At 69.0% G+C, this 21,893-nt stretch carries 25 protein-coding genes; 12 read left to right on the top strand and 13 right to left on the bottom strand.

The window, feature by feature from the left end; all coding sequences use genetic code 11:
- Nucleotides 1-17: 17 nt before the first annotated feature.
- From NF556_RS01730 to NF556_RS01710, 5 genes are all read right to left on the bottom strand, one after another.
- Complete coding sequence (locus NF556_RS01730; protein WP_252593788.1) at nucleotides 18-2,186, bottom strand: DUF6351 family protein; 2,169 nt, start codon at nucleotides 2,184-2,186, stop codon at nucleotides 18-20.
- 142 nt (nucleotides 2,187-2,328) lie between these two features.
- The gene (locus NF556_RS01725) at nucleotides 2,329-2,994 is read right to left on the bottom strand and encodes an SRPBCC family protein (RefSeq protein WP_252593787.1); all 666 of its coding nucleotides are present in this window, start codon (nucleotides 2,992-2,994) and stop codon (nucleotides 2,329-2,331) included.
- Nucleotides 2,991-3,332: an ArsR/SmtB family transcription factor gene (locus tag NF556_RS01720; RefSeq protein WP_252593786.1), complete on the bottom strand. Its 342-nt coding sequence runs from the start codon at nucleotides 3,330-3,332 to the stop codon at nucleotides 2,991-2,993. Before NF556_RS01720 ends, NF556_RS01725 begins: the two co-directional genes overlap by 4 nt.
- Nucleotides 3,333-3,462: 130 nt before the next feature.
- Nucleotides 3,463-4,095 (bottom strand): response regulator, encoded by a 633-nt coding sequence (locus tag NF556_RS01715; RefSeq protein WP_252593785.1) that lies wholly within the window; start codon nucleotides 4,093-4,095, stop codon nucleotides 3,463-3,465.
- The gene (locus NF556_RS01710; RefSeq protein WP_252593784.1) at nucleotides 4,077-5,120 is read right to left on the bottom strand and encodes a sensor histidine kinase; all 1,044 of its coding nucleotides are present in this window, start codon (nucleotides 5,118-5,120) and stop codon (nucleotides 4,077-4,079) included. The genes NF556_RS01715 and NF556_RS01710 overlap by 19 nt, the downstream gene beginning before the upstream one ends.
- Before the next feature lie 161 nt (nucleotides 5,121-5,281).
- Between NF556_RS01710 and NF556_RS01705 the strand changes: the two genes are divergently transcribed.
- Nucleotides 5,282-6,463 carry a hypothetical protein gene (locus NF556_RS01705; protein WP_252593783.1) on the top strand — a complete coding sequence of 394 codons (1,182 nt, stop codon included), beginning with the start codon at nucleotides 5,282-5,284 and terminating at the stop codon, nucleotides 6,461-6,463.
- Nucleotides 6,464-6,479: 16 nt separating this feature from the next.
- Here NF556_RS01705 and NF556_RS01700 read toward each other — a convergent pair whose 3' ends face one another.
- Both NF556_RS01700 and NF556_RS01695 read right to left on the bottom strand, forming a co-directional pair.
- Nucleotides 6,480-6,884 carry a cupin domain-containing protein gene (locus tag NF556_RS01700; protein WP_252593782.1) on the bottom strand — a complete coding sequence of 135 codons (405 nt, stop codon included), beginning with the start codon at nucleotides 6,882-6,884 and terminating at the stop codon, nucleotides 6,480-6,482.
- A gap of 51 nt (nucleotides 6,885-6,935) precedes the next feature.
- Nucleotides 6,936-7,712, bottom strand: coding sequence for a TetR/AcrR family transcriptional regulator (locus NF556_RS01695; RefSeq protein WP_252593781.1), 777 nt, complete (start codon nucleotides 7,710-7,712; stop codon nucleotides 6,936-6,938).
- A gap of 91 nt (nucleotides 7,713-7,803) precedes the next feature.
- Between NF556_RS01695 and NF556_RS01690 the strand changes: the two genes are divergently transcribed.
- Entirely contained in the window at nucleotides 7,804-8,199 is a 396-nt protein-coding gene (locus NF556_RS01690; protein WP_252593780.1) for a VOC family protein, read from the top strand.
- Between the two features lie 8 nt (nucleotides 8,200-8,207).
- Here NF556_RS01690 and NF556_RS01685 read toward each other — a convergent pair whose 3' ends face one another.
- From NF556_RS01685 to NF556_RS01675, 3 genes are read right to left on the bottom strand one after another with little or no spacing between them, the layout of a single operon-like run.
- The gene (locus NF556_RS01685) at nucleotides 8,208-8,987 is read right to left on the bottom strand and encodes a putative hydro-lyase (RefSeq protein WP_252593779.1); all 780 of its coding nucleotides are present in this window, start codon (nucleotides 8,985-8,987) and stop codon (nucleotides 8,208-8,210) included.
- Between the two features lie 47 nt (nucleotides 8,988-9,034).
- On the bottom strand, nucleotides 9,035-9,394 hold the full coding sequence (locus NF556_RS01680; RefSeq protein ID WP_252593778.1) for a Uma2 family endonuclease: 360 nt from the start codon (nucleotides 9,392-9,394) through the stop codon (nucleotides 9,035-9,037).
- Complete coding sequence (locus tag NF556_RS01675; RefSeq protein ID WP_252593777.1) at nucleotides 9,391-10,041, bottom strand: GntR family transcriptional regulator; 651 nt, start codon at nucleotides 10,039-10,041, stop codon at nucleotides 9,391-9,393. Before NF556_RS01675 ends, NF556_RS01680 begins: the two co-directional genes overlap by 4 nt.
- Nucleotides 10,042-10,153: 112 nt before the next feature.
- On the opposite strand from NF556_RS01675, the gene NF556_RS01670 reads away from it, so the two are divergent.
- The 5 genes from NF556_RS01670 to fgd are packed head-to-tail and all read left to right on the top strand — an operon-like array spanning nucleotide 10,154 to nucleotide 14,685.
- On the top strand, nucleotides 10,154-11,389 hold the full coding sequence (locus NF556_RS01670; protein WP_252593776.1) for an NRAMP family divalent metal transporter: 1,236 nt from the start codon (nucleotides 10,154-10,156) through the stop codon (nucleotides 11,387-11,389).
- A 10-nt stretch (nucleotides 11,390-11,399) separates the two neighbouring features.
- Nucleotides 11,400-12,164 (top strand): LamB/YcsF family protein, encoded by a 765-nt coding sequence (locus NF556_RS01665; protein ID WP_252593775.1) that lies wholly within the window; start codon nucleotides 11,400-11,402, stop codon nucleotides 12,162-12,164.
- A 2-nt stretch (nucleotides 12,165-12,166) separates the two neighbouring features.
- The gene (locus NF556_RS01660) at nucleotides 12,167-12,772 is read left to right on the top strand and encodes a 5-oxoprolinase subunit B family protein (protein ID WP_252593774.1); all 606 of its coding nucleotides are present in this window, start codon (nucleotides 12,167-12,169) and stop codon (nucleotides 12,770-12,772) included.
- Nucleotides 12,769-13,617 (top strand): 5-oxoprolinase subunit C family protein, encoded by an 849-nt coding sequence (locus NF556_RS01655; protein ID WP_252593773.1) that lies wholly within the window; start codon nucleotides 12,769-12,771, stop codon nucleotides 13,615-13,617. The genes NF556_RS01660 and NF556_RS01655 overlap by 4 nt, the downstream gene beginning before the upstream one ends.
- A gap of 54 nt (nucleotides 13,618-13,671) precedes the next feature.
- Nucleotides 13,672-14,685: a glucose-6-phosphate dehydrogenase (coenzyme-F420) gene (fgd, locus tag NF556_RS01650; protein ID WP_252593772.1), complete on the top strand. Its 1,014-nt coding sequence runs from the start codon at nucleotides 13,672-13,674 to the stop codon at nucleotides 14,683-14,685.
- Nucleotides 14,686-14,706: 21 nt separating this feature from the next.
- Here fgd and NF556_RS01645 read toward each other — a convergent pair whose 3' ends face one another.
- Nucleotides 14,707-15,735 (bottom strand): S66 family peptidase, encoded by a 1,029-nt coding sequence (locus NF556_RS01645; protein WP_306270210.1) that lies wholly within the window; start codon nucleotides 15,733-15,735, stop codon nucleotides 14,707-14,709.
- Nucleotides 15,736-15,811: 76 nt separating this feature from the next.
- Between NF556_RS01645 and NF556_RS01640 the strand changes: the two genes are divergently transcribed.
- The 4 genes from NF556_RS01640 (at nucleotide 15,812) to NF556_RS01625 (ending at nucleotide 19,077) form a co-directional block, all read left to right on the top strand.
- On the top strand, nucleotides 15,812-16,276 hold the full coding sequence (locus tag NF556_RS01640; RefSeq protein ID WP_252593771.1) for a MarR family winged helix-turn-helix transcriptional regulator: 465 nt from the start codon (nucleotides 15,812-15,814) through the stop codon (nucleotides 16,274-16,276).
- Entirely contained in the window at nucleotides 16,273-17,559 is a 1,287-nt protein-coding gene (locus NF556_RS01635; RefSeq protein WP_252593770.1) for an MFS transporter, read from the top strand. The genes NF556_RS01640 and NF556_RS01635 overlap by 4 nt, the downstream gene beginning before the upstream one ends.
- 139 nt (nucleotides 17,560-17,698) lie before the next feature.
- Nucleotides 17,699-18,400, top strand: coding sequence for a GOLPH3/VPS74 family protein (locus NF556_RS01630; RefSeq protein ID WP_252593769.1), 702 nt, complete (start codon nucleotides 17,699-17,701; stop codon nucleotides 18,398-18,400).
- A 41-nt stretch (nucleotides 18,401-18,441) separates the two neighbouring features.
- A complete protein-coding gene (locus NF556_RS01625) occupies nucleotides 18,442-19,077 on the top strand; it encodes a GPP34 family phosphoprotein (protein WP_252593768.1) in 636 nt (211 codons plus the stop codon).
- 30 nt (nucleotides 19,078-19,107) lie between these two features.
- Here NF556_RS01625 and NF556_RS01620 read toward each other — a convergent pair whose 3' ends face one another.
- Nucleotides 19,108-19,884: an SDR family NAD(P)-dependent oxidoreductase gene (locus NF556_RS01620; protein WP_252593767.1), complete on the bottom strand. Its 777-nt coding sequence runs from the start codon at nucleotides 19,882-19,884 to the stop codon at nucleotides 19,108-19,110.
- A 74-nt stretch (nucleotides 19,885-19,958) separates the two neighbouring features.
- Between NF556_RS01620 and NF556_RS01615 the strand changes: the two genes are divergently transcribed.
- Nucleotides 19,959-21,002: an alcohol dehydrogenase catalytic domain-containing protein gene (locus tag NF556_RS01615; RefSeq protein WP_252593766.1), complete on the top strand. Its 1,044-nt coding sequence runs from the start codon at nucleotides 19,959-19,961 to the stop codon at nucleotides 21,000-21,002.
- A 6-nt stretch (nucleotides 21,003-21,008) separates the two neighbouring features.
- On the opposite strand, the gene purU is transcribed toward NF556_RS01615, so the two are convergent.
- A complete protein-coding gene (purU, locus tag NF556_RS01610; protein WP_252593765.1) occupies nucleotides 21,009-21,893 on the bottom strand; it encodes a formyltetrahydrofolate deformylase in 885 nt (294 codons plus the stop codon).

Below are 21,893 nucleotides of genomic sequence, written 5' to 3'. Positions count from 1 at the left end.
AACGCAACCCGTTTCGCTCAGAAGCGCAGCCAGGTGCCGATCAGACCCTGCTGCTCCACACCGGGCACCGTGTAGTCACACACCCCACCGGCGAAGACGTCCTGCAGCCGCTGCCACTGGGTGTCGTCCATCGCGGGATAGTCCTCGCGCACCGGTGCCGTGGTCTGGCACTTGATGACGTCGGCGCGCACGCTCTCGCCAGCCACCTCGCGCGGGAAGCTCGCCGAGTCATAGAGCGCCTCGCACTCGCTCGAGGGGTCGCGGTCCAGCGTCATCGGCAGGAACTCGGGGTTCTCATCGCGGGTCATGCAGCCCTCGACGAGCGCCGCCGGGCGGTTCTGCCCGATCGCCTCCAACGACGGCAGCTCGCCGTCGGTGACATCCAGCGCGGTGAGCCAGGCGTCCATCTGGGTGATGCCGTGGCGCACCAGCGGACTGTTCGTGCTCAGCCCGCCATAGCGGTTGTCCTCCAACAGGCTGACGTGGTTGACCGCGCTGCCGTTGGCCGCGACGAGCCGCTCGCGCATCGAGTTGGTGTGATACCTCACGTGGATGTCGCCATTGCGCGCGTCGTCGGTGTAGGCGCGGTAGTCGATGATCGGCGTGTGCGCCAACCCGCCGCCACCGTTGGTGAGCCGCCCGGTCTGATAGGCCGCTGTCACCGCGGGCAGGTCGGCCTGCGAGCGCTCCTCCCGGAACTGCCCGTCGTGGTCATAACCGCCAACGGCCTCGTTGAGGTCGAGGAACTGGTCAACGGTGATCGTGCCGTCCTGCAGCGTGCCGAGCCCATACTGGATGCCCACGTTGTCCAGGGGACGCAGCGCGAAGCCGGTCTCCTCGTCAGCGCCATAGGCGTTGATCGTGTGGTCATAGACGTCGCACCGGGCCCCACCGGGGTTGGTCTCGGGGTGATAGCGCAGCTCCGCGGGCAGCGCCCCCGGGCAGAACGCGGTCGGGTCGATGCGCCGGGCGCCGTTGGCCACGTTGGGCATCGTGGCCAGGGTCGCGAAGCCGGTGACCTGGCGCTTCTGCTCGTCGGTCCACTCGACCTGGGCCTCGTCGTTGAAGTAGTGGTTGAGCAGGCGGGCGTCGGTGATGAAGTCAACGGTCCCGAAGCCGACCTCCGGGAAGGAACAGCCGACGACGATGCCGTCGAAGATGCCGGGATAGTTGTCGGCCGCCTGGTGCGCCTGATAGCTGCCACCGGAGCAGCCGAAGCCGATGGTGAAGTCGTCCTGGCCATAGACCTCGTTGAACACCTCCTTGGTCATGGCAGCCGTCTCCGAGGTGAGCAGGTCAGAACAGTTGTTGCCGAACACGTTCAACGAAGACGACACCACGGCATACCCCTGCCCGAGCATGAACCGATCGGTCACCCCGCCGGTGCCGGTGCCCTGATGGAACCACCCGCCGGTGCAGCCGCCGCCGAGGGTGTAGATGACCTTGCCGTTCCATCCCTCCGGCCGCTGCGTCGGGGTGGGCTCGGGGTCGGTGAGCGGGTCGTGCAGGACGGTGTGCTGATAGATGCCCCGGTTGGCGGTGCCGGTCTCCATGCGCACCACCGCCGGCACCTCGGTGCCCTCGGAGGTGGTGGTCTGCGCCATGTTCTCCGGGTATGCCGTGGCATCCGTTGGCCAGACCGCCCACTGATTGGCGGTGGTCAGGTAGATGTGGTCCACCCGGGTCTCTGCGCTGCAGTTCTCGTCAAGTGGCTCACCGAGGTTCTCGCCGACGACGGGGATGTTGAACTTGTGGGTCTCACAGATGAAGGGCTCCTCGTGCGGCCCTGAGAACAGCGGCCCCTCGCCGGGGTGGTTGGTCACCTGCACCGAGGTGTCCCACCTCGTGTTGGGGCTTGTGGCCGCGATGTCGTGCTCACCGACGTCCAGGCCGTCGACCACTCCGAGCAGCACCCGCCGGTCGGCGTCCCAGGTGAAGTCGTCGGTCACCTCTTCGCCGTCGAGGGTGACCGAGATGCGGTGGGGCGGAATCTGTTTGGGTGCCGTGACCTCAACGAGCACGTCACCACCGGTGACCATGTCGGGGGCGCTGGAGATCGTCTCGATCTCCAGCCCGCCCGGTCTGCCTTGGGTGGTGTCGACTCCGCTGCTCGTCACGGCACCGGTGCCTGCCACCAGGGACAGTGTCGCTGCCGCGACGAGGATCCTGCGCTTGCTGACCGCCATGGTCTTCCTCTCGTGAAACTGGCCCCCGAGGAACGGCGCGGAACCCCGCGCCGAGGCTGACACTAGGGCGGTCCGAGGCGGCGCGGAGCCGATTTGGACAAGGTTTGACCGAACCCATGAACGCTGTTGGGACGGTGCAGGCTCAGGTCGGGTCGGGCGCTCCGGTGTAGAACGCGGTGGTGCGCGCCGCGGCGGCCTCGGCGTCGGGGCGCGGGGTGCCGTCGGCGATGCTTGCCTCGCCCCACAGGCGGCTGCACTCGCTGATGAAGGCGACACCTTCTGGTGACATGGACCAGGCCTCCGCAACGCTCGGATCGACGGACTCCCCGGTGATCAGGTGGGTCCGGAGACCGTTGAACCCCAGGTCCCAGCCCACGCCCGTGGCCCCGGGACCATACTGCGTCCAGAACTGCTGCTGCTCAGGGTTCGCCGGGTCCAGCGCCGCGGTGTGCTCGAGCGTGAGGCGGGCCCCGTCACCGTCGGGGCTGATGGTGATCGCGATCCAGCTGACCTGACCGCCGAACTCCCAGGTGGCGGTGAATCCGACTGGCGGCTCGCACGACTCGACCGTGCCGCCGGCGTTGCCCTCCAACTGGTAGGTGCCGCCCACCTGCAGGTCGCCGCTGACCGGCAGAAACCAGCGGGGCAACCGCTCCTGGGAGGTCACTGCCTCCCACAGGTCCTCGACCGTCGTGGCGTAGGTCTGACTGATCGTGGCCACCTTGGTGGCTGCGTCGCCACGTCGCCCCGTGGCCAGGCTGCGGGTCTCGGCGTGCGGGTCTGCTGGGTGGAAGGTCGCGTCGGTCATGATCTCTCCTGCTGTCGTCGGGCCCGCTTGCCGCGGGCGATCTCGGTGTCGAGGGCGGCAAGCTTCGGCTCCCAGAACCTGCGGAACGGCGTGAGCCACTCGTCGACCTCGTGCAGTGCCTCCGCCTCGACGGCATAGATCCGACGGGTGCCCTCGGCGCGGACCGTCGTGAAACCGGCCTCGCGGAGGACCCGCAGGTGTTGCGAGACGGCGGGCTGACTGATGCCCAACTCGGCGCGGATCACGTCCGCCACCTCGCCGGCTGCGGCCTCACCGTCGGCGAGCAGCTCAAGGATCCGGCGTCGGACCGGGTCACCGAGGATGTCGAAGGCGTGCATCTGACCATAATGCAGTCCACACTTATATAAGTCAAATCTTATTGAGCCAGGAGCGACGTGCAACAGCGGTCACCGCTGCCCGCCTCTGCACGACGCCTCAACGCCGTGCCATCAGCAGCCGCAGGCGGCGTCACGGCCTCACGAGGCCGGCACGCCAGGCCCATGCGGCGATCCCGACCCGGTTGCGTGAGCCGACCTTCGTCTGGATGTTGGCCACGTGGGTCTTGACCGTGCCTGCAGTGATGAAGAGCTCATCGGCGATCTCGGCGTTCGTCAGACCACGCGCGACGAGCGCCGCGATCTCGCGCTCACGCGCGGTCAGCAGGTCTGCAGGCTCGTCGAGGTGCGTCGGGGTGGACACGTCCTTGAGCAGGCTCACCGTCAACTGCGGGCTGATCAGGGTGTCACCCGACATGGCCGAGCGCACTGCCTCGATGAGCAGAGTGGGACCCGACCGTTTCAGGATGAAACCGCACGCGCCGTGCTGGAGCGCGGTCCGTGCGTCGCGTTCAACACCGAGCGTGGTGACCACGATGACGCGAGTCTCTGCGGAGAGCTGGCGGGTGACCTCGAGCCCGTCCAGGAGAGGCATCCGGATGTCGGCGAGCACCACGTCGGGTCTGAGTTGGCGAGCCAGCCGCACTGCGGCAGCGCCGTCTGCGGCTTCGCCCACGACGCTCATGTCCGGTTGTGAGTCGAGGACCAGGCGGAATCCGCTGCGGACATCGGCCTGGTCGTCGGCGATCAGGATGCGGGTGGGCATGGGCTCCCTCCGCTCCGGTCGGCGGGCAGCGTGACGGTCACGTGCCACCTGCCGTGGTGGCCTGTTGTCTCGAGCGTGCCATTCATGGTCCGCAACCGTTCGGTCAGCGTGGCCAGGCCGGTGCCACCGCGGTGCCGTCGTGGCGGCGGCGTCGGCCCCAGATCGTTGATCACGCTGAGTCGGACTGCCTCACCCTCCAGCGTGAGGGCGATGTCGACCTGACGCGCCTGCGGGGCGTGCCGGCGCACGTTGGTCAGCGCCTCCAGCGTGGCCCGGTGGATGGTGGCCGCCCCCAGTCGGGACAGGGCGTCCTCGGCCTCCGGGGCGATCTCCAGCGAGGTCGTCGCATCACCCGCGAGCGCAAACCGGCTCACCGCCCCCCGGAGCCCCTCGAGGTCCGGGAGGGAGTCTCGCGACAGGTCAGGATCCCGCAACAGTGCGACGGACTGGTCGATCGCCTCCAGCGCAGTGAGTCCAGCCCGTTCGATGCGCTCCAGTGCCGGCAGAGCAGCAGCAGGGTCCTGCCCTGCGACGAACCGTGCTGCCTGCGCCTGCGCCACGATGCCGCTGACGTCGTGGGCCACGAAGTCGTGCAGGTCGTGCGCGAGCTCAAGCTGCTGAGCCCGCCGAGCGTCGAGCAGGTCCCGTCCGTGTCGTCGCTCCATGAGGCGCGGATATCCCCCAACGAGCACCGCCAGCACGGTCGGCAGCGCCCAGAAGGCTGAGATGCCGACCCGCTCGAACACCGACGCCGAGGGGATCAGGAGCTGGGGCCACAGCATGAGCGCCAGCCCAGCGAGCCCCACCCCGGCCACGACGCTGCGCACCGGCGACCACCGGCACGCAGCAACCTGCAAGGCCATGACCACGAGGGCAGCGGCGAACAGCCAACGCGCACTGCGCGACTCGGCCCCGCCCTCCCCCAGGACAGCCGCGACCAGCAGGCCGCCCCCGGCGATGCCCGCGGCGTGGCCACTCCACCGGTGGGCGGCCGCCCACCGGGCGCCCGACCACGCTCGTCTCATGCCATCAACCTAGCGACTCCAGCGTGTCGGCAGATCTGCTGAACGGGGGAGGTTGCGCCCACCACCGCCCCTGAAATCTGCCGATCGGGCGATGGCCCGGCTCGCGCCTGCCGGGAAGGCTGAAGAGGTCAGCACAACCCCACGCCACGAGAGGTTCCACCATGTCGCACCCATCAGATGCTGTTGAGCAGGGCCAGGTCACGTGGGTGGCTGATCGACCGCCTGACGCCGAGGTCGCCGACGGTTCAGGAGGCTGGAGGGCGCGGTGGCCAGAGTGGATCGGTTACGTCGCCGCCGCCTTCTCCCTCGTCTACGGCGCGCTCGGCCTCTTCTGGGCCCTCGGCGGGTCCGGGTTCCCGTTTGGCACGGGCGATCCCGAGCTCATGGCCGAGCCGGACTTTGCGTTCAAGGTCTCGCTGCTGGCCAAGACCACCCCGGAGGTCGCTGGCCCCGTCATCGCCGTCCTCGGCCTCGCCGGCGCGGTCGCCGGGACCCTCATGGCTCGTCGTTGGGGGGCGCGGGGACCGGCCCAGTCAGCCCAGTCGGCCCAGTGGCTCCTGCCCACGTTTGGCGGAGTCCTCGCCTTCGGGCTGACCGTCGTCATCCAGGACTTCCGCCCCCTCATCGTCGTCGCCTATGCACCAGTGCTGGCGATCGGGAAGCTGTTCGGTGGCTTCGCAGAGGCTGACTGGAGTGACCTGTTCCTGGTGCCTCGACTCAACCTGCTGGTCCTCCTGCTGGCCGGGGTCGCCTGGGCGCTCACCGCGGTGGCCTATCGTCGCGCGGTCACCGGTGCGTGCGTCTCCTGTGGACGCCGGGACCACCTCGACTCACACCTCCTGCAGCGCCTCGGTCGGCCCGCGACCTGGGTGGCCTTCAGCGTGCCGCTCGTCTATTGCCTGACCCGTTGGGCCTGGGCCCTGGGGTTCAGCCTCGGCATCGACCCGGCCTTCTATCAGGAGGGCAAGGAGGATGGCCTGTGGCTGGCGGGAGCGGGCCTGGCGACGTTCGGTCTCTTCGGGGCGATCCTCACCCTCGGGCTGATCCAGCGCTGGGGAGAGGTCTTCCCGCGCTGGATGATCGGGCTCGCCGGCAAGCGCGTGCCACCCATGCTGGCCGTGGTGCCAGCCTCGCTGGTCGCGGTGCTCGTGACTGCCGCCGGGTTCATGTATATCCGGATCGTGATCTCCCGCGGCGTCACCGCAGCCTCCTGGCCGATGGAGCTGCCCGAGACCCTCTGGGTGGTGTGGGGTGCGGCGCTGTTCACTGCCGCCATGGCCTATCACCAGCGCCGCAGGACGGCCTGCGACCGGTGTCTTGAGGGCTCAGCGGAGATCAGTTGAGACCCGACCTGCCGTCCTAGTTCGCCGCCGGTCCCTCGACATTGATCGTCGGCTCCCCACTGCCGCAGCGCACCAGCACGGCCTTCGACACCGACTCGCCGGGATTCGACTCACGGTGGATCGCGCCCTTGGGCACGCGGATGAAGTCGCCCGGGCCGGCGTCGATGACGGTCTCGCCGTTCGGCCCGGACTCCAGGCGCATCGTGCCCTCGACGACGTAGATGGTCGTCTCGTGGTCCCCGTGGTGGTGCCACCCGGACACGGTCTCCGGCTGGGTGTCGACCGTGCCGGTCCACATCCCCTCAGAGTGCGAGGCCAGCCGACGGTGCATGCCGGGAGTGGGGTCGGCGTCGGACAGATCGTCGCCGGCAATGAGGGCCACCGGCTGTGCGGGATCGTGGACAGTCACGTCATCACTCATCCCGCCATCCTGCCCTCCGGTCGTTGGCGTCGGTCACGGCGGTGGTCTCGGTCACCCCGCGTCATCGGGATCGATGAGGGTGCCGATCCCGTCGAGGAGCCTCGCCAACCCAAACGCCCACGCGCGGTCGGGGCTGTATGCCGATCCCTGGGCCGCGCCGGCCGCCTCACCGATGCGGGTGGCACGCGGGTAGGTCGAGGCGTCAATCACCTGGGCGAGCAGAGGGCCGTTCGTCTCCCACCACTGCTCATCGGAGGTGCCGCTGACCGCGCTCTGGCGCGCCGCGGCATACTCCGCTCTTGTCTGTTGCTGGGCAAACCCGAGAAGCAGGGTCAGCGTCGCGTCGATCTGGACGTCGTCCAGCCCGGTGCCGTCGAAGGCCGCCAGCTCGTGCTCGTATTTGGCCAGTTGCCCCGGCCCCAGCGGCGGGCGACTCAGGGAGGCAAGTTCGGTCAGCCACGGGTGGGCACGGAAGAGGTCACGATTGGCCACGACGACTGCAGTGAGCCGGGTGCGCCAACGCCGGCTCCGCCAGGGCGGCCGGGGCATCGCGAGATAGAGGCCGTCGAGCATGAGGTCGAGCAACTCAGCCTTGCCCGGCACATGGGTGTAGACCGACATCGGCGAGATCCCCAGGCGGGTCGCGACAGCGCGGATGGTGACCGCCTCCATGCCCTCGGCCTCGGCGAGCTCGATCGCAGCGGCCACGACGTCGTCCACCGAGTGCGAGGGCCTGGGCCCGCGCCGCCGAGACGGTGGCACCTGGTCGCGCCAGAGCAGTCGCAGGGTCTGGTCAGGGTCGCCGCTGCCGGTGGTCTCTGGGGGCACGGGAATGATTCTGACACCTCCTGGCCTAAAACTCTTGACGTTGTACGTCGTACTATGTATAAAGTTAGCACTGCAACAACCAGGAGGTACTATGCAGTTCACCGAGTCCGCCATCAGCCTGAACGTCAAGGACGTCACCGCCTCGGCGGAGTGGGCCGTGCGCCACCTCGGCTTCACCGAGGCCATGTCTGCTGAGGGCTTCACCTCCCTCAGCCACCCGTCCGCCGGGTTCAACCTGATCTATCTCGCGGTGGGCCTGAGCACCTTCAAGCCGGCCTCGGCGGCGGGTCCAGCCGACGGGCTGCTCGTCGCGTTCACCGTGGACAACATCGATGAGGAGTGTGAGCGGCTCCGCGCCGAGGGTGTCCAGATCGTCACGGAGATCGAGACCGAGCCCTGGGGTGAGCGGTTCTTTCAGATGGCCGACCCCAACGGCGTGATCTTTCAGTTGGTGCAGTGGGTGGAGGTCGAGACGCAGCAGGACTGATCGCCCACTCAGGGCTGGCGATACACCGCGTCCGGCACATCCGTGACGAACATGTGGCCCGGCGCGTGCGTGATCGCGAACGGCGGCCGCGACGCCATCAGCGCGGCCTGCGGAGTCACCCCACAGGCCCAGAAGACCGGCACGTCACCATCCTCGAACTCGATCGGCTCGCCGAAGTCGGGCTTGGCCAGGCCGGCGATGCCGAGCGAGGCCGGACCGCCGATGTGCACTGGCGCACCGTGCACCTGCGGCATCCGCCCGGTGACCTGCACGGCGGTCGCGACCAGCGCGGCAGGCACCGGACGCATCGAGACGACCAACTCGCCGGAGAGTCGTCCGGCGGGGCGGCAGTCCCGGTTTGTGCGAAACATCGCCACGTTGCGGCCCTGCTCGATGTTGCGCACCGGGACACCGGCGTCCAGCAGCGCCCGCTCGAAACTGAACGAGCACCCGATGAGGAATGACACCAGATCGTCGCGCCAAAGGTCCGTCACGTCCGGGACCTCCTCGACCAGCTCCCCGTCGCGCCACACGCGATAGAGCGGGAGGTCGGTGCGCAGGTCAGCCTCGCGGGCGAGCTCGGTGCGCGGGGAGCCGGGCTCGGTCACGTCCAGCAACGGCACGGGTTGGGGGTTGCGCTGCCCGAAGAGCAGCATGTCCCAGGCCCAGTCGCGCGGCAGGATGACCAGGTTGGCCTGGGTGCAGCCGCTCGCGTGACCACTGGTCGGGGCGATCAACCCCGATCGGTATGCCGCCCGCGCACCGGCTGGCGTGTCCGTCCCGGTCATCGCAGGGTCCTGGTCATCGTGGCCTCGCCTCATCTCCCGGTCCACCGTCAGCGCCGAGGCGGCAGGAGGTCAGCCACCCGCAGGGTGAGCTTGGCAGGCTCGAAGAGCCGCACCTCCTGGTCACCGGCAGCCTGAACATGAAGCTGATAGCGGCCATCGACGAGGCGCCAGGCACGCAGCGATACCTCGTCCGGGTCCAGCACCCAATAGTGCGCACAGCCATGGCGCTGAAGGATCTCGCGCTTGGTCACGAGGTCACGACGCCGGGTGGAGGGCGACAGGATCTCGACTGCCAGCACGGGTGCCCCCACGACTCCCTCGTCACGGATCTGCTCGAGGGTTTCATCGAGCCCGCGCTCCAACTCCAGGTCCGCGACCGTGTAGATCCCGATCTCTTCGACCGTCATGCCGACTGCTCCGCGCGCTCAAAGGCGGCCAGGATCCACCCCTCGGAGTCGGCCAGATAGTCCTCGAGATAGGCCGCCCCCTCCTCGAACCTGCCCGCCTCGAGCAGCTCGAGCAGGGCCTTGTTGCGCTCCACAAACGGCTCGTAGAGGGACCTGGGGTCATCGATCACCGCGAAGAGCAGCCGCAACTCGGCCATCAGGCGCTTCATCGTGACGTCGAGCCGTGGGCTGCCCGCGAGCGCGACGAGGCGCCGGTGGAAGTGCATGTTGCCGGTCCCGGCCTGGGGCCAGTCACCCGCGGTCGCGGCCTCACGGGCCTGCGCCACCGCCTCGCGCACCCTGCCGAGTCGGTGCCGGTCGGGGAGCAGCAGGCCGCGCACCACCTGCGGCTCGACGATGCGGCGCAGACGATAGACGTCGCGGACGTCAGCGGCGCTCACCCGCGGCACGAAGACGCCCCGGTTGAACTCGTGGACGAGAAGCCCGTCGTGCGCCAACAGGCGGAAAGCCTCGCGAACCGTGTTGCGGGACACGCCGAGCCGAGCCACAAGGGCCTCTTCGGACAGGCGGGATCCCGGTGGATAGCGACCCTCGGTGATCTGGTCGCTGAGTTGCTCACTCACCGCGTGCGCCGTCGACCGACTCATGGCGCCATTCTGTCCTCGCGTCACAGATTGTTCAACAGGTCTAGACAGATTGTTCAACAATCGCTACCTTCAGTCGGCAACGGGTTGTTCCGAACGCACACGGAGGACGACGATGTCCGAGCACTCCTCGACCGACACCACCGAGGCCAAGTCCCTCACCCCGACCGGCAGGGGCACCCTGCTCGGCGCGATCTTCCTGATGGCGACCTCGTCCATCGGGCCCGGCTTCATCACCCAGACCACAACCTTCACCGTCGAGCTTGGCGCGGCATTCGCCTTCGCGATCGTCGTCTCGATCCTGGTGGATATTGCCGTGCAGACCAACGTCTGGCGGGTCATCGGCGTCTCCGGCAAGCGCGCCCAGGAGCTAGGCAACGCGAGCCTGCCGGGACTGGGCTATTTCATGGCAGCCCTGCTGCTGGTCGGCGGCCTGGTCTTCAACATCGGCAACGTCAGCGGCGCCGGGCTGGGCATGAACATCATGACCGACATCAATCCCAAGCTGGGCGCCATCATCCTCGCCGTGCTCGCCCTCGGCATCTTCTTGTCCAAGAAGGCCGGGATCGCGATGGACCGCGCCGTGGTCGTGCTCGGCGCCCTGATGATCCTGCTCACTCTCTATGTGGCCATCACCTCCGGGCCCCCGGTCGGCACGGCGCTGAAGAACTCCGTGGTGCCCGACGAGTTCAGCGCACTGGCCATCACCACGCTGATCGGCGGCACGATCGGCGGCTACATCATCTATGCCGGGGCGCACCGCCTGCTCGATGCCGGCGTCAGCGGCCCGGGCCGGGTTCGGGAGCTGACCAACAGCGCGATCCTGGGCATCATCGTCACGGGCGTGATGCGGGTCATCCTGTTCCTGGCGATCCTGGGCGTGGTCCACGCCGGTGCCGCTCTGGACCCGGACAATCTGGCCGCCTCAGCCTTCCAGGCCGCTGCAGGCAACGTCGGTTATCGGCTCTTCGGCGTCATCTTTGCCGCCGCTGCCCTGACCAGTGTGATCGGTTGCTCCTACACCACCGTCACGTTCCTGACCTCGAGCACCAAGAACACCGCGCGACAGACGAGTTATCTCGTGGTCGGCTTCATCGTGCTTTCGCTGGTGCTCTATCTGTCCATCGGCACCGCCCCGCAGACGCTGCTCGTCTTCGCCGGCGCGTTCAATGGCATCCTGCTGCCCGTCGGGATCGGTGTCATCATGTGGGTCGCCTGGCGGCGCCGGGACCTGCTCCAGGGCTACGAATACCCGAAGTGGCTCGCCGCGCTGGGCACGGCAGCATGGGTGTTGACCATCTATCTGGCGATCAACTCGATCCAACCCGCGATCGATCTGATCACCGGCTGAGGAGGATGACATGACCGTTGATCTCAACTCGGACCTGGGTGAGGGCCTGGGCAGCTGGTCGATGGGCGACGACGACGCACTGCTCTCGATCGTCACCAGCGCCAACGTCGCCTGCGGCTTCCACGCCGGCGATCCCTCGATCATGCGCCACGTCACGCAGCAGGCCGTGGCCAACGGGGTCGCCATCGGCGCCCACGTCGCCTATCGGGATCTGACCGGCTTTGGCCGGCGCTTCATCGACATCGACGCGGCCACCCTGCAGGACGAGGTGACCTATCAGATCGGGGCGCTGGACGGCTTCGCCCGACAGGCCGGTGGCCGGATCTCCTACGTCAAGCCGCACGGTGGGCTCTACAACACCATCGTGACCCACGAGGCCCAGGCGGGCGCAGTGGTGGCCGCGGTCTCGGCATACGACTCGGGTCTGGTGCTGATGGGACTGCCCGGCTCGGTCGTGCTGCGCCTGGCCGAGGAGGCCGGCCTGCGGACGGCGCACGAGGCGTTTGCGGACCGGGCCTACACCCCTGAGGGACACCTGGTCTCGCGCAAGGAGAAGGACTCGGTGCTGCACGACCCGGGGGCCATCGCGAGGCGGTGCATCGCGATGGCGGCCGGGGAACCGATCGAGGACATCAACGGCGACCAGCTGACCCTGCAGCCGGACTCGATCTGCGTGCACGGCGACACTCCCGGCGCGGTCGAGATCGCCCGACAGGTCCGGCAGGCCCTGGAGGGAGCGGGCGTGCCGCTGGCCCCGTTTGCGCCGGCGGCCTAGTCATGCGGATCCTGCCCAGCGGGTCGCGCGCCCTGCTCCTGGAGTTTGACTCCCTGGAAGACGTGCTCGCGCAGTATGCCGCGCTCCAGGACGCCGACCTGCCAGTGCTGGACATCGTGCCGGCCGGGCGCACGATCCTGGTGATCGGCGACCGTGACGCCGACCTCAGATCCCTTGCAGGACAACTGGAGACGATCGAGCCCGGTGAGCACAGCGGCCACAGCGGGGCTCCGGTCGAGGTGCCGGTGCGTTATGACGGCGAGGACCTCGCCGACGCGGCTGACGCGCTGGGGTGCTCCACGGATGAACTGGTTCGTCGCCACCTGGAGGAGCAGTGGACCGTCGCCTTCTGTGGGTTCGCGCCGGGGTTCGGCTATCTGGCGGGCACGAAGTTTGAGTGGGACACCCCTCGGCGGGAGAGCCCGCGCACCAAGGTGCCGGCCGGATCCCTCGCTCTCGCAGGCGAGTTCACCGGGGTCTATCCGCGCGAGTCCCCTGGCGGCTGGCAGCTGATCGGGCACGCCCTGGTCGATGCCTTCGATCTCGACCGGGACCCACCCGCCCTGCTCGCGCCGGGAGCATCCGTCCGTTTCGTGGAGTCCTCATGACGACCCTGACAGTGGTGGAGGCCGGTGCCCTCAGCACGGTCCAGGACTTTGGTCGTCCGGGGCAGGCGGCCCTGGGCATCGGCCGGTCGGGGGCGTGCGACCGGGGCGCCCACCGGCTGGCGAACGCCCTCGTGGGCAACCACCCGACACTGGCGACCATCGAGGTGACTCTCGGCGGGCTGGCCCTGCAGACCGACGAGGACGTGGTGGTGGCAACCACCGGCGCCCGGTGTCCCGGTGTGCCGCACCTGGCCCCGTTCACGCTCTCTGCCGGAGAAACGCTGCGCCTGGGCTTCCCGCCCGCTGGCCTGCGCACCTACCTCGCGGTCCGGGGCGGAGTCGATGTGGAGCCCGTCCTGGGGAGCCGGGCGAGCGACATACTGTCCGGTCTGGGGCCACCACCGCTGGAGGCTGGCGCCACTCTCCCGGTGGGGACCTCGCCCCGACCGGAGCCGGGCGTCGACGTCGCCCCGGTCCCCGAACCGAGCGGTGATCGGCTCCTGGTCCAGGTGACCCCCGGGCCGCGGCGCGACTGGTTTGACGATGCGGCGTGGGATCTGCTCACCTCGCAGGTCTATGAGGTTGACAGCCAGTCCAACCGGGTCGGGGTGCGGCTGACCGGTGACCCACTCCCCCGGCTGCGTGAGGGCGAGTTGGTCAGCGAAGGCATGGTCCGCGGCGCCATCCAGATTCCGCCGTCGGGTCTGCCTGTGCTCTTCCTCGCTGATCACCCGGTGACCGGTGGATATCCGGTGATCGCCTATGTCGACGACCTCGACGTGGACCGGTGTGCCCAGTTGCGGCCGGGTCAGGAGATTCGGTTCACGACGACCGCGGTGCGCTGAGTTGCGAGTTGCCCCACCGGACGGCCGCGAGGCTGGCCATGGAAGAGTGAGGCCATGACGGAACTGAAGCTGGGATACAAGGCGTCGGCGGAGCAGTTCGGGCCGCGGGAACTCGTTGACCTGGGTGTCGCGGCGGAGTCGCACGGCATGGACTCGGTCTTCGTCAGTGACCACTTCCAGCCGTGGCGGCACGTGGGCGGGCACGCCCCTTTTGCGATCTCCTGGATGTCCGCGGTCGGGGCGCGCACCGAGCGCCTCGTGCTCGGCACGTCGGTGATGACCCCGACCTTCCGTTACAACCCCGCCGTGGTGGCGCAGGCGTTTGCCACGATGGGTTGCCTGTTCCCGGGCCGGGTCGTGCTCGGCGTCGGCACTGGTGAGGCGCTGAACGAGATCGCCACCGGCGGGTTTCAGGGCGAGTGGCCAGAGTTCAAGGAGCGTTTCGCGCGGTTGCGCGAGGCCGTGCGGTTGATGCGTGAACTCTGGACAGGTGACCGGGTCGACTTTGACGGGGACTATTACCAGACCAAGGGCGCCTCCATCTATGACGTACCCGACGGCGGCGTCCCGGTCTATGTCGCCGCCGGTGGCCCGGTCGTTGCACGGTATGCCGGACGGTCCGGTGACGGCTTCATCTGCACCTCGGGCAAGGGCATGGAGCTCTACACCGACAAGTTGCTGCCCGCCGTCGAGGAGGGCCTGGCCAAGGCCGAGAAGCCCAGCGACTCCATCGACCGGATGATCGAGATCAAGCTGTCCTATGACCGGGACGCCGACGCGGCCCTGGAGAACACCCGTTTCTGGGCGCCCCTGTCGCTCACCCCGGAGCAGAAGCACAGCATCGACGACCCGATCGAGATGGAGCGCTTCGCCGACGAACTGCCCATCGAGCAGGTGGCCAAGCGCTGGATCGTCTCCGCCGATCCCGACGATGTCGCAGAGCAGGTCCGTCCCTATGTCGAGGCCGGCTTCAACCACCTGGTCTTCCACGGCCCCGGCCACGACCAGGAGCGGTTCCTGACGCAGTTCGAGGAGGACCTGGCACCACGGCTGCGCGACCTGGCCTGATATGAGTCAACGCTCTCCCCGCTAGCCGAGCTCCTGCGTGATCGTGCGCTCGTTGTCCAGCACCGTCAGATGGGTCAGGGCGCCGTTGACCAGCGACAGTTGCGGCGGCACGTGCCCGATCTCGACGTCGAAGACGATCGGGATGTCCAGGTCCTCCAGGGCGTCCAGGACCGCCTCGCGCTGGATGAACTCGCCGGAGGCCGGCGCCTCTGTGCGTCCGATCAGGATCGCGTTCGCATGCTCGAACCAGCCCGCCAGACGCAGGCCGTGCAGGGCACGGCAGATGTCCAGAGCCGACGCCTCGGCAGCCTCGAGATACAGGATCAGCCCCTCCTCGGCATACTGCTGCCCAAACCCCGGGACATCACCGAACGGGGAGCCCGCGAGGTGATGCACCGTCTCGATGCACCCGCCGATCAGGCGGCCGCTGACCTCGATCTCGTCGCCGCTGGCGACCTCCCAGGCACCGCGCCCCTCCAACCGGTATGCCGTGGGGCTGGGGTCCGCCTCCCAGTCATCGAAGCCGCCGGTCCGGTGGACGCCACTCTCGTGCTGGGTGACCGAGCCTGTCGCCCCAGCCACCTCGGTCCAGTGCGCGAGGCCCTCCGGCGCGGCATAGGGCGTGTCCATCAGGTTGGGACTGTGCAGCGTCGCCCACCCCGTGCGCAGCGTCAGCGGCAGCAACAGCGTGGAGAGGTCGCTAAATCCGACCAGCCAGGTCGGCTCAGCCGCCGCGAGCGCGTCCCAGTCCAGCAGATCGAGCAGGTCGATCGCGGTCTCCCCACCCCAGGGCGGGACCACCGCCGTGATGCCCGGGTCGGTCAGCATCCGCTGCAGCTCACCGGCCCGCGCCACCGCCGGAGCACTGACGTGTGAGCTGTCCCCGTCCATGCAGTCGCCCACCTCAACCTCGAACCCGCGGTCGCGCAGCCACTGGGTCGCAACCTCCAACCGTGGCCAGAGCGCCTGCGGGACACCGCTTGAGGGGCTGGTGACGCCAATGCGGTCACCGGGCTGGAGCGGTTGCGGGAAGCGGATCATGGCAGCCATCCAAACCCAGTCGGCGTGCCGGTGCCACCCGTTAGCCGACTTTCACTAGAACTATGTATGCGCTATACATACAAGTGTGGACACAGCGATCGCAGACCTGGACGAGGCCGTTGTCGGCTTCCGCGCAGCGACCCAGCGGCCCGCCTATCGGCAGCGACTGCTCAAGGACATCGACTTTGAGGGAGGCATCGCCTCGCTGCGTCTGATGCGCAGCGTCGAGCGCGAGTCGGCAGACGGGACCGGGCCCTCCATCCGGCAGGTGGCAACCGACCTCGGGGTCGAGCACTCCACGGCCAGCCGCTCGGTCGACGCCTTGGTCCGCGCCGACATGCTGTCGAGGTCACGGTGCTCGGACGACCAGCGCCAGACCCGCCTGCACCTGACCGAGCGGGGCCGAGCCTCCCTCGAGGCGACCACTGCTCGCCGCCAGGAGGTCCTCGCCTCACTGGTCGACGACTGGGATGAGGCGGATGTGCACACCCTCACCCGACTCCTCGACCGGCTGCGGCACGGCTTCGACGAGGAGTTCGGTCGCCGATGACAGACCGGCTCTCCAGCACCAACGCTCCCGCCGCGTCGCTGCCCCCGCGGGGCACCTTCGGCCTGATCGTCGACCGGCAGTTCGGCGTCATCTTCTGGGGCAAGCTGCTCAGCGGCATCGGCGTCTGGATCCACGCCATCGTGGCCGCGATCGTGGTGTTCGCAGCGACCGGGTCGGCGCTGTGGGTCGGCCTCGTCAGCGTCGCGCAGTTCATCCCCCAACTCTTCCTGTCACCGCTGAGCGGCAAGTGGGCCGATCGGGGCAACCTGGCGTTCCAGCTGGTCCTCGGCCGGCTGTTGTGCCTGGCCGGCTCCGGTTTCATTGCCGTCTGGTGCTTGGTGGACGGTGACCCGCAGGGTTATGCCGGGGCCTCCATCGTCCTGCTCGGTTCCTTCATCGTCGGGCTGGGTTTCGTGGTGGGTGGACCGGCTCAGCAGTCGATCATCCCGCTGCTGATCCGCCCGGGCGAGCTGGGCACCGCGATGGGGTTGAACTCGTTGCCGATGACCCTGGCCCGCGTGGTGGGCCCGGCCGTCGGCGCTGCGATCGCTGCCCAGTTCTCGGCAGCGCCAGCGTTCACGGTCGCCGCGATCAGCCACCTGATCTTCGCGGTCATGCTCGTCGTGGCCTCGCTGCCCCATGGCATCGAGCACGACGAGACGGTCGATCAGGACTTTTCGGTCCGCTCCGCCCTGCGACATGTGGGGGGCGACCGCACCCTGTTCGCCCTGCTCATGGTGGTTACGGCGGCCGGCTTCGCCTCCGAGCCCTCCATGACGCTGGCGCCCGCGTTTGCCGAGGAGCTGGGCGGCGGCTCCCACCTGGTCGGGCAACTGACCGGCGCCTTCGGCCTGGGCGCGGCCCTGGGTTACGTCGCCTATTCCGGTGCCAGCCGCGGTCGCCCCCAGCAGTGGGTCACGCAGGTCGGGCTGGTGCTGATGACCCTGGGCACTCTTGGTCTGGCCCTGGCGACCCATCCCGTCGCCGCGCTGCTGCTCTTCGGGGTGGTGGGCAGCGGCTTCATGATCGCCCTGACCGGGGCCACGACGCTGATCCAGGAGCGGGTGCCCGCCCTCCTGCGCGGACGGGTCATGGCGCTGTGGTTCATGGGGTTCGTCGGCTCACGCCCGCTGGCCGCTTCGTTGGACGGGTGGTTGGCCGACGCCTTCAGCCTGACCATCTCGCTGTTGGTCACGGCCGCTCTGCTGGCTGTCACGTTGGTCTGCTTCCGGCCCGGTCGACTGGACTTCTCCGAGGCTGCCCGCCGAGGCGTCCGCAGCTGAGCCATCCGCCGGAACGGTCAGGGCACAATGGGCAACGAGACCTCACCCGACCTGGCTGCTCCCACACCACACGGCGGGAACGACGCTGCGGCGGTGCGCGTCCGAGAGCCAGATTGCCGCCACCACAGAAGGGCTGAACATGTCGCTGCTGCTCGCCGAGGAGCTCGTGCTCCTGTGCATGGACGACGAGACTGGGCAGTGCGAGGTCGAGCCTCGCGAAGCCGGACAAGGGGTTGCTCTCGCCCTGGTCTTCGAGTTGTCCCTGGCGGGTGCACTGACGCTCACCCGAGCAGGCACGCTCGCCCAGGGCGAACAGAGCGCAACGGGCGACCAGCTGCTCGATCTGACGGCAAGCAGCGCGATCGGCCTGAGCCCAACGGCCGCCGTCGAGAAGCTCGCGGCCGAGGACCTCCTCCAGGCCATCCTGGCGCGCCTGGTCAGCCGTGGCGTGCTGCACGATGCCGAGGTCTGGTCACCCGGCATTCACCTGCCCAAGGACCCGCACCCCGAGGCGGCGGTCCGAGAGCGGCTGCGCGAGGTGCTGGCGCAAGGCCAGGGGGCCAACGAGCACGAGGCAGCCCTCGTCGCGCTGTTGCACCACCTGGAGATTGTGGCCGCCGTGCTCCCCGACGACGATGCGGAGATCACCCGGGCACGCGCTGCCGAGGTCGCCCGCAGGTCTCGCCCGATGCAGGACTATCAGGGCGAGGACAGCCGCCCCCGACTCACTCCGGCGGGTGGATCCGACAACTCAGGCCAGCGCCGGACCCGCTCGTCCTGGTGGGATGGCCTGGACGTCCTGGAGCTCGTGGGCAGCGGGATCCGCATCTTCCTGCCCTGATCGGGCCCACCCGAGACCCACACCGAACCAAGAGGACCATCATGTCGCTGTTGCTGGCCGAGGAGTTGACGCTCCTGTGCCTGGACGACGAGACCGGGCAGGCGCTCCTGCCGCACGGCGCCGTCGCCGAGGCAGTGGCCTCGGCGCTCGTCTTCGAGCTGACGCTGCGCAGCACGCTCAAACGCTCGGGCAAACGGCTGGAGCGCGACACGATGGTCACGATCCGTGATGACCTGCTGTCCGACGCTGCCGACCGCGTCGATGGACTGAGCGTCGACGACGCGATCCAGACGCTGAGCCGGCCCGGGACTCTCGAGACCCTCCTGCACCGGCTGGCCTCGCTCGGCGCCCTCACTGACCCCGACGTCTGGACCCCGGGCCCTCACTGGCCCACCGGCCCGCGAGCCGATGCCCCGGTGCGGAGCCGTCTTGAGGAGATCCTGGTCCGCGATGCCGACCCAACACAGCGCGAAGCCGTCCTGATCAGCCTGCTCGAGCAACTCGGCCTGACCACCCGACTCCTGCCGCACGCCGACCAGGGTCACGTCGGGGCACGCGCCGCCAAGGTGGCGGGCTCGGCCCGGCCGCTGCGCAACCGTCCGGCCACGGCCACACCGGGATCGCTCGCCGGGCACCTCCTCGACCTGGTGCTCGCCCCGGGCCGCTGGCTGCGCTAAGCCGAGCCGCTGGCTGCGCTGAGCCAGCACTCAGCCGAACGGCGGGGTGAACCGACCGTCGATCGCGGTCCAGCCGCCATCGACCAGCAACTGACTGCCGGTGACAAAGCTCGCGGCATCACTGGCCAGATAGGCCACAGCACCGACCAGCTCCTCCGGTCGGGCCCACCGCCCGAGGGCCGACTTCTCGGCATAGGCCCGTTCCCACGCCTCATCCGCGCGGATCTGCTCGGTCAGCGGCGTCTCCACCACCCCTGGCGCGACGGCGTTGACCCGCACCCCCTGCGGCCCCAGCTCCGCGGCCAGTGTGCGGAGCAGCTGCACCATGCCAGCCTTTGTCGCGGCATACACCCCCTGGCCGGGCTCGACGGCCAGCGCGCGGATCGAGCTCATCGCGATGATCGACCCGCTCCCCCTCGCCGCCATCGCGGGCGCGAAGGCGCGCACAGCGTTGAAGGTCCCTCGCAGGTTCAGGTTGACGACGCGGTCGAATTCCTCTGCCGCATAGTCCAACAGCGGCTTGCGGACATTCGTCGCAGCAGTCAGGACGAGCACGTCAACATCACCCAGCCCAGCAGCAACCTCGGCCAGGCCAGCGGCGTCCAGGACGTCAGCCCGCTGCGCCGCTGCCTCGGAATGCTCGGCGGCGCGGGTCGCTGCGGCTGCCGCGACCTCCTCCTGTGCGTCGAGGCAGGTCACGCGGGCTCCCTGCGCGGCCAGGCCCTCCACGATCTCGGCGCCGATCCCCCCGCAACCAATCACCGCTGCGTGCTTGCCGTCCAGTCGGAACATCGTGCTGTAGTCCACAGTCCGACCCTAGCGCCCGCACGTCACCCAGGACCGCCATACTGCTAGCGAGCACACCAACGGAGAGGGTCACGATGCGCGCGGTGCGGTTCGACAGCTTCGGCGAGATGCCCTATGTCACAGACGTTCCCGTGCCGGATCCACCCGAGGGCGGGGTGGTGGTCAGGGTCGCGGCCACGGGGCTCTGCCGCTCCGACTGGCACGGCTGGCAGGGCCACGACACAGACATCACCACGCTGCCGCACACGCCCGGGCACGAGTTCGCCGGCGTGGTGCACTCGATCGGCGCTGGGGTCGAGCAGGTGCAGGTCGGGCAGCGAGTGACCGTCCCGTTCGTCTGTGGGTGCGGGCAGTGCGACGTATGCCGCATGGGCGCCTCCCACGTCTGCCCTCACCAGTGGCAGCCCGGCGTCAACGGACCGGGATCGTTCGCGGAGTTCGTCGCCCTCCCCCGGGCCGACTTCAACGTGGTCCCTCTCCCCGACGAGGTGAGCTTCGCCGTGGCCGCAGGTCTCGGGTGCCGGCTCGCCACGGCATACCGCGCTGTGGTGGACGTCGCCAGGGTGCGCCGCGGGGAGACTGTCGCCGTGCTCGGCTGCGGCGGCGTCGGTCTGTCCGCCGTGATGGTCGCCGTGTCACTGGGCGCCACGGTGATCGCCACCGACCTCGACCCGGCCGCTCGCCAGCTGGCCGCCGACCTGGGAGCTGTCAGTGTCCTGGACGCCTCGCGCGACGACGTGGCGGAGCAGATCAGGGAGGCGACCGGTGGCGGGGCGGACGTCGCCATCGACGCGTTGGGCAGCGTGGCGACCGCCCAGGCGACGACCGAGGCGCTGGCTATCCGGGGCCGGCACGTGCAGGTCGGGTTGCTGCCTCCGGCAGTCGTCGCCGGCCGTGCCACGGTGCCGATGCACACCGTGATCGCTCGCGAGCTGCAGGTGCTCGGCAGCCACGGGATGCCGGCGGGTGACTATCCGCGGTTGCTGCAGGACATTGCTGACGGGCGGCTCGCCCCCGAGAAGCTGCTCGGTGCCACGATCAGCCTGGAGGAGGCACCGGCCGCACTCGCCTCGATGAATGGCCGCACCACGCCGGGCGTCACGATCATCGAGCCCTGAGTCCGGTCAGTCGAAAACGACGGTGCGCCGACCGCGCAGGACCACCCGCTGCTCGGCATGCCAGCGCACCGCGCGGGACAGCGCCATCGCCTCAAGCTCCTGGCCGACCGCGGCCAGCTCGGCCGGGGTCATCCGGTGATCCACCCGGCGAAAGTCCTGCTCGATGATCGGGCCCTCGTCCAGGTCGGCGGTCACATAGTGCGCGGTCGCGCCGATCACCTTCACGCCGCGGTCGTGGGCCTGGGTGTAGGGCTTGGCGCCCTTGAAGCTCGGCAGCAACGAGTGGTGAATGTTGATGATCCGACCGGGCAGCTCGGCGCACAGCTCCGAGGAGAGCACCTGCATGTAGCGCGCCAGCACGACCGTGTCGATCTCGTGCTCGACGATCAGCTCACGCAACCGCGCCTCGGCCTGCGCCTTGGTGTCCGCCGTGACCGGCACGTGGTGGAACGGGATGCCGTGCCACTCGGCGAGGGCGCGGAAATCCTCGTGGTTGGAGACGATGACCGGGATCTCGACGTCCATCAGCCCCGTGCGCGTGCGGTGCAGCAGGTCGTTGAGCACGTGCCCCTGACGGCTGACCATGACCAGGGTGCGGTGTCGGCGCGAGCGGTCCCAGAACCGCCACTGCATGCCAAACTCCAGCGCGATGGGGCCGAAGGCGCTCTCGAGGGCCTCGACCGGCAACGGCTCACCCTCGCGGCGCAGGTGCATCCGCAGGTGGAACTCCCCGGTGCTGGCATCGCCGAACTGCTGGCTGTCCAGGATGGTCAGGTCCTGCTCCAGCATCACGCCCGCCACGGCGTGGACGACCCCTCGCCGGTCCTCGCACGAGACGGTCAGGACAAACTCGCGGCCAGCCTCGAGCGCTGGCTGATGTGCTTCGGTCAC

The sequence above is a fragment of the Ornithinimicrobium faecis genome (assembly GCF_023923225.1).
GTDB lineage: Bacteria > Actinomycetota > Actinomycetes > Actinomycetales > Dermatophilaceae > Ornithinicoccus > Ornithinicoccus faecis.
The sequence above is the reverse complement of the archived record's forward strand: the minus strand, read 5'-3'. Positions and strand labels throughout refer to the sequence as shown.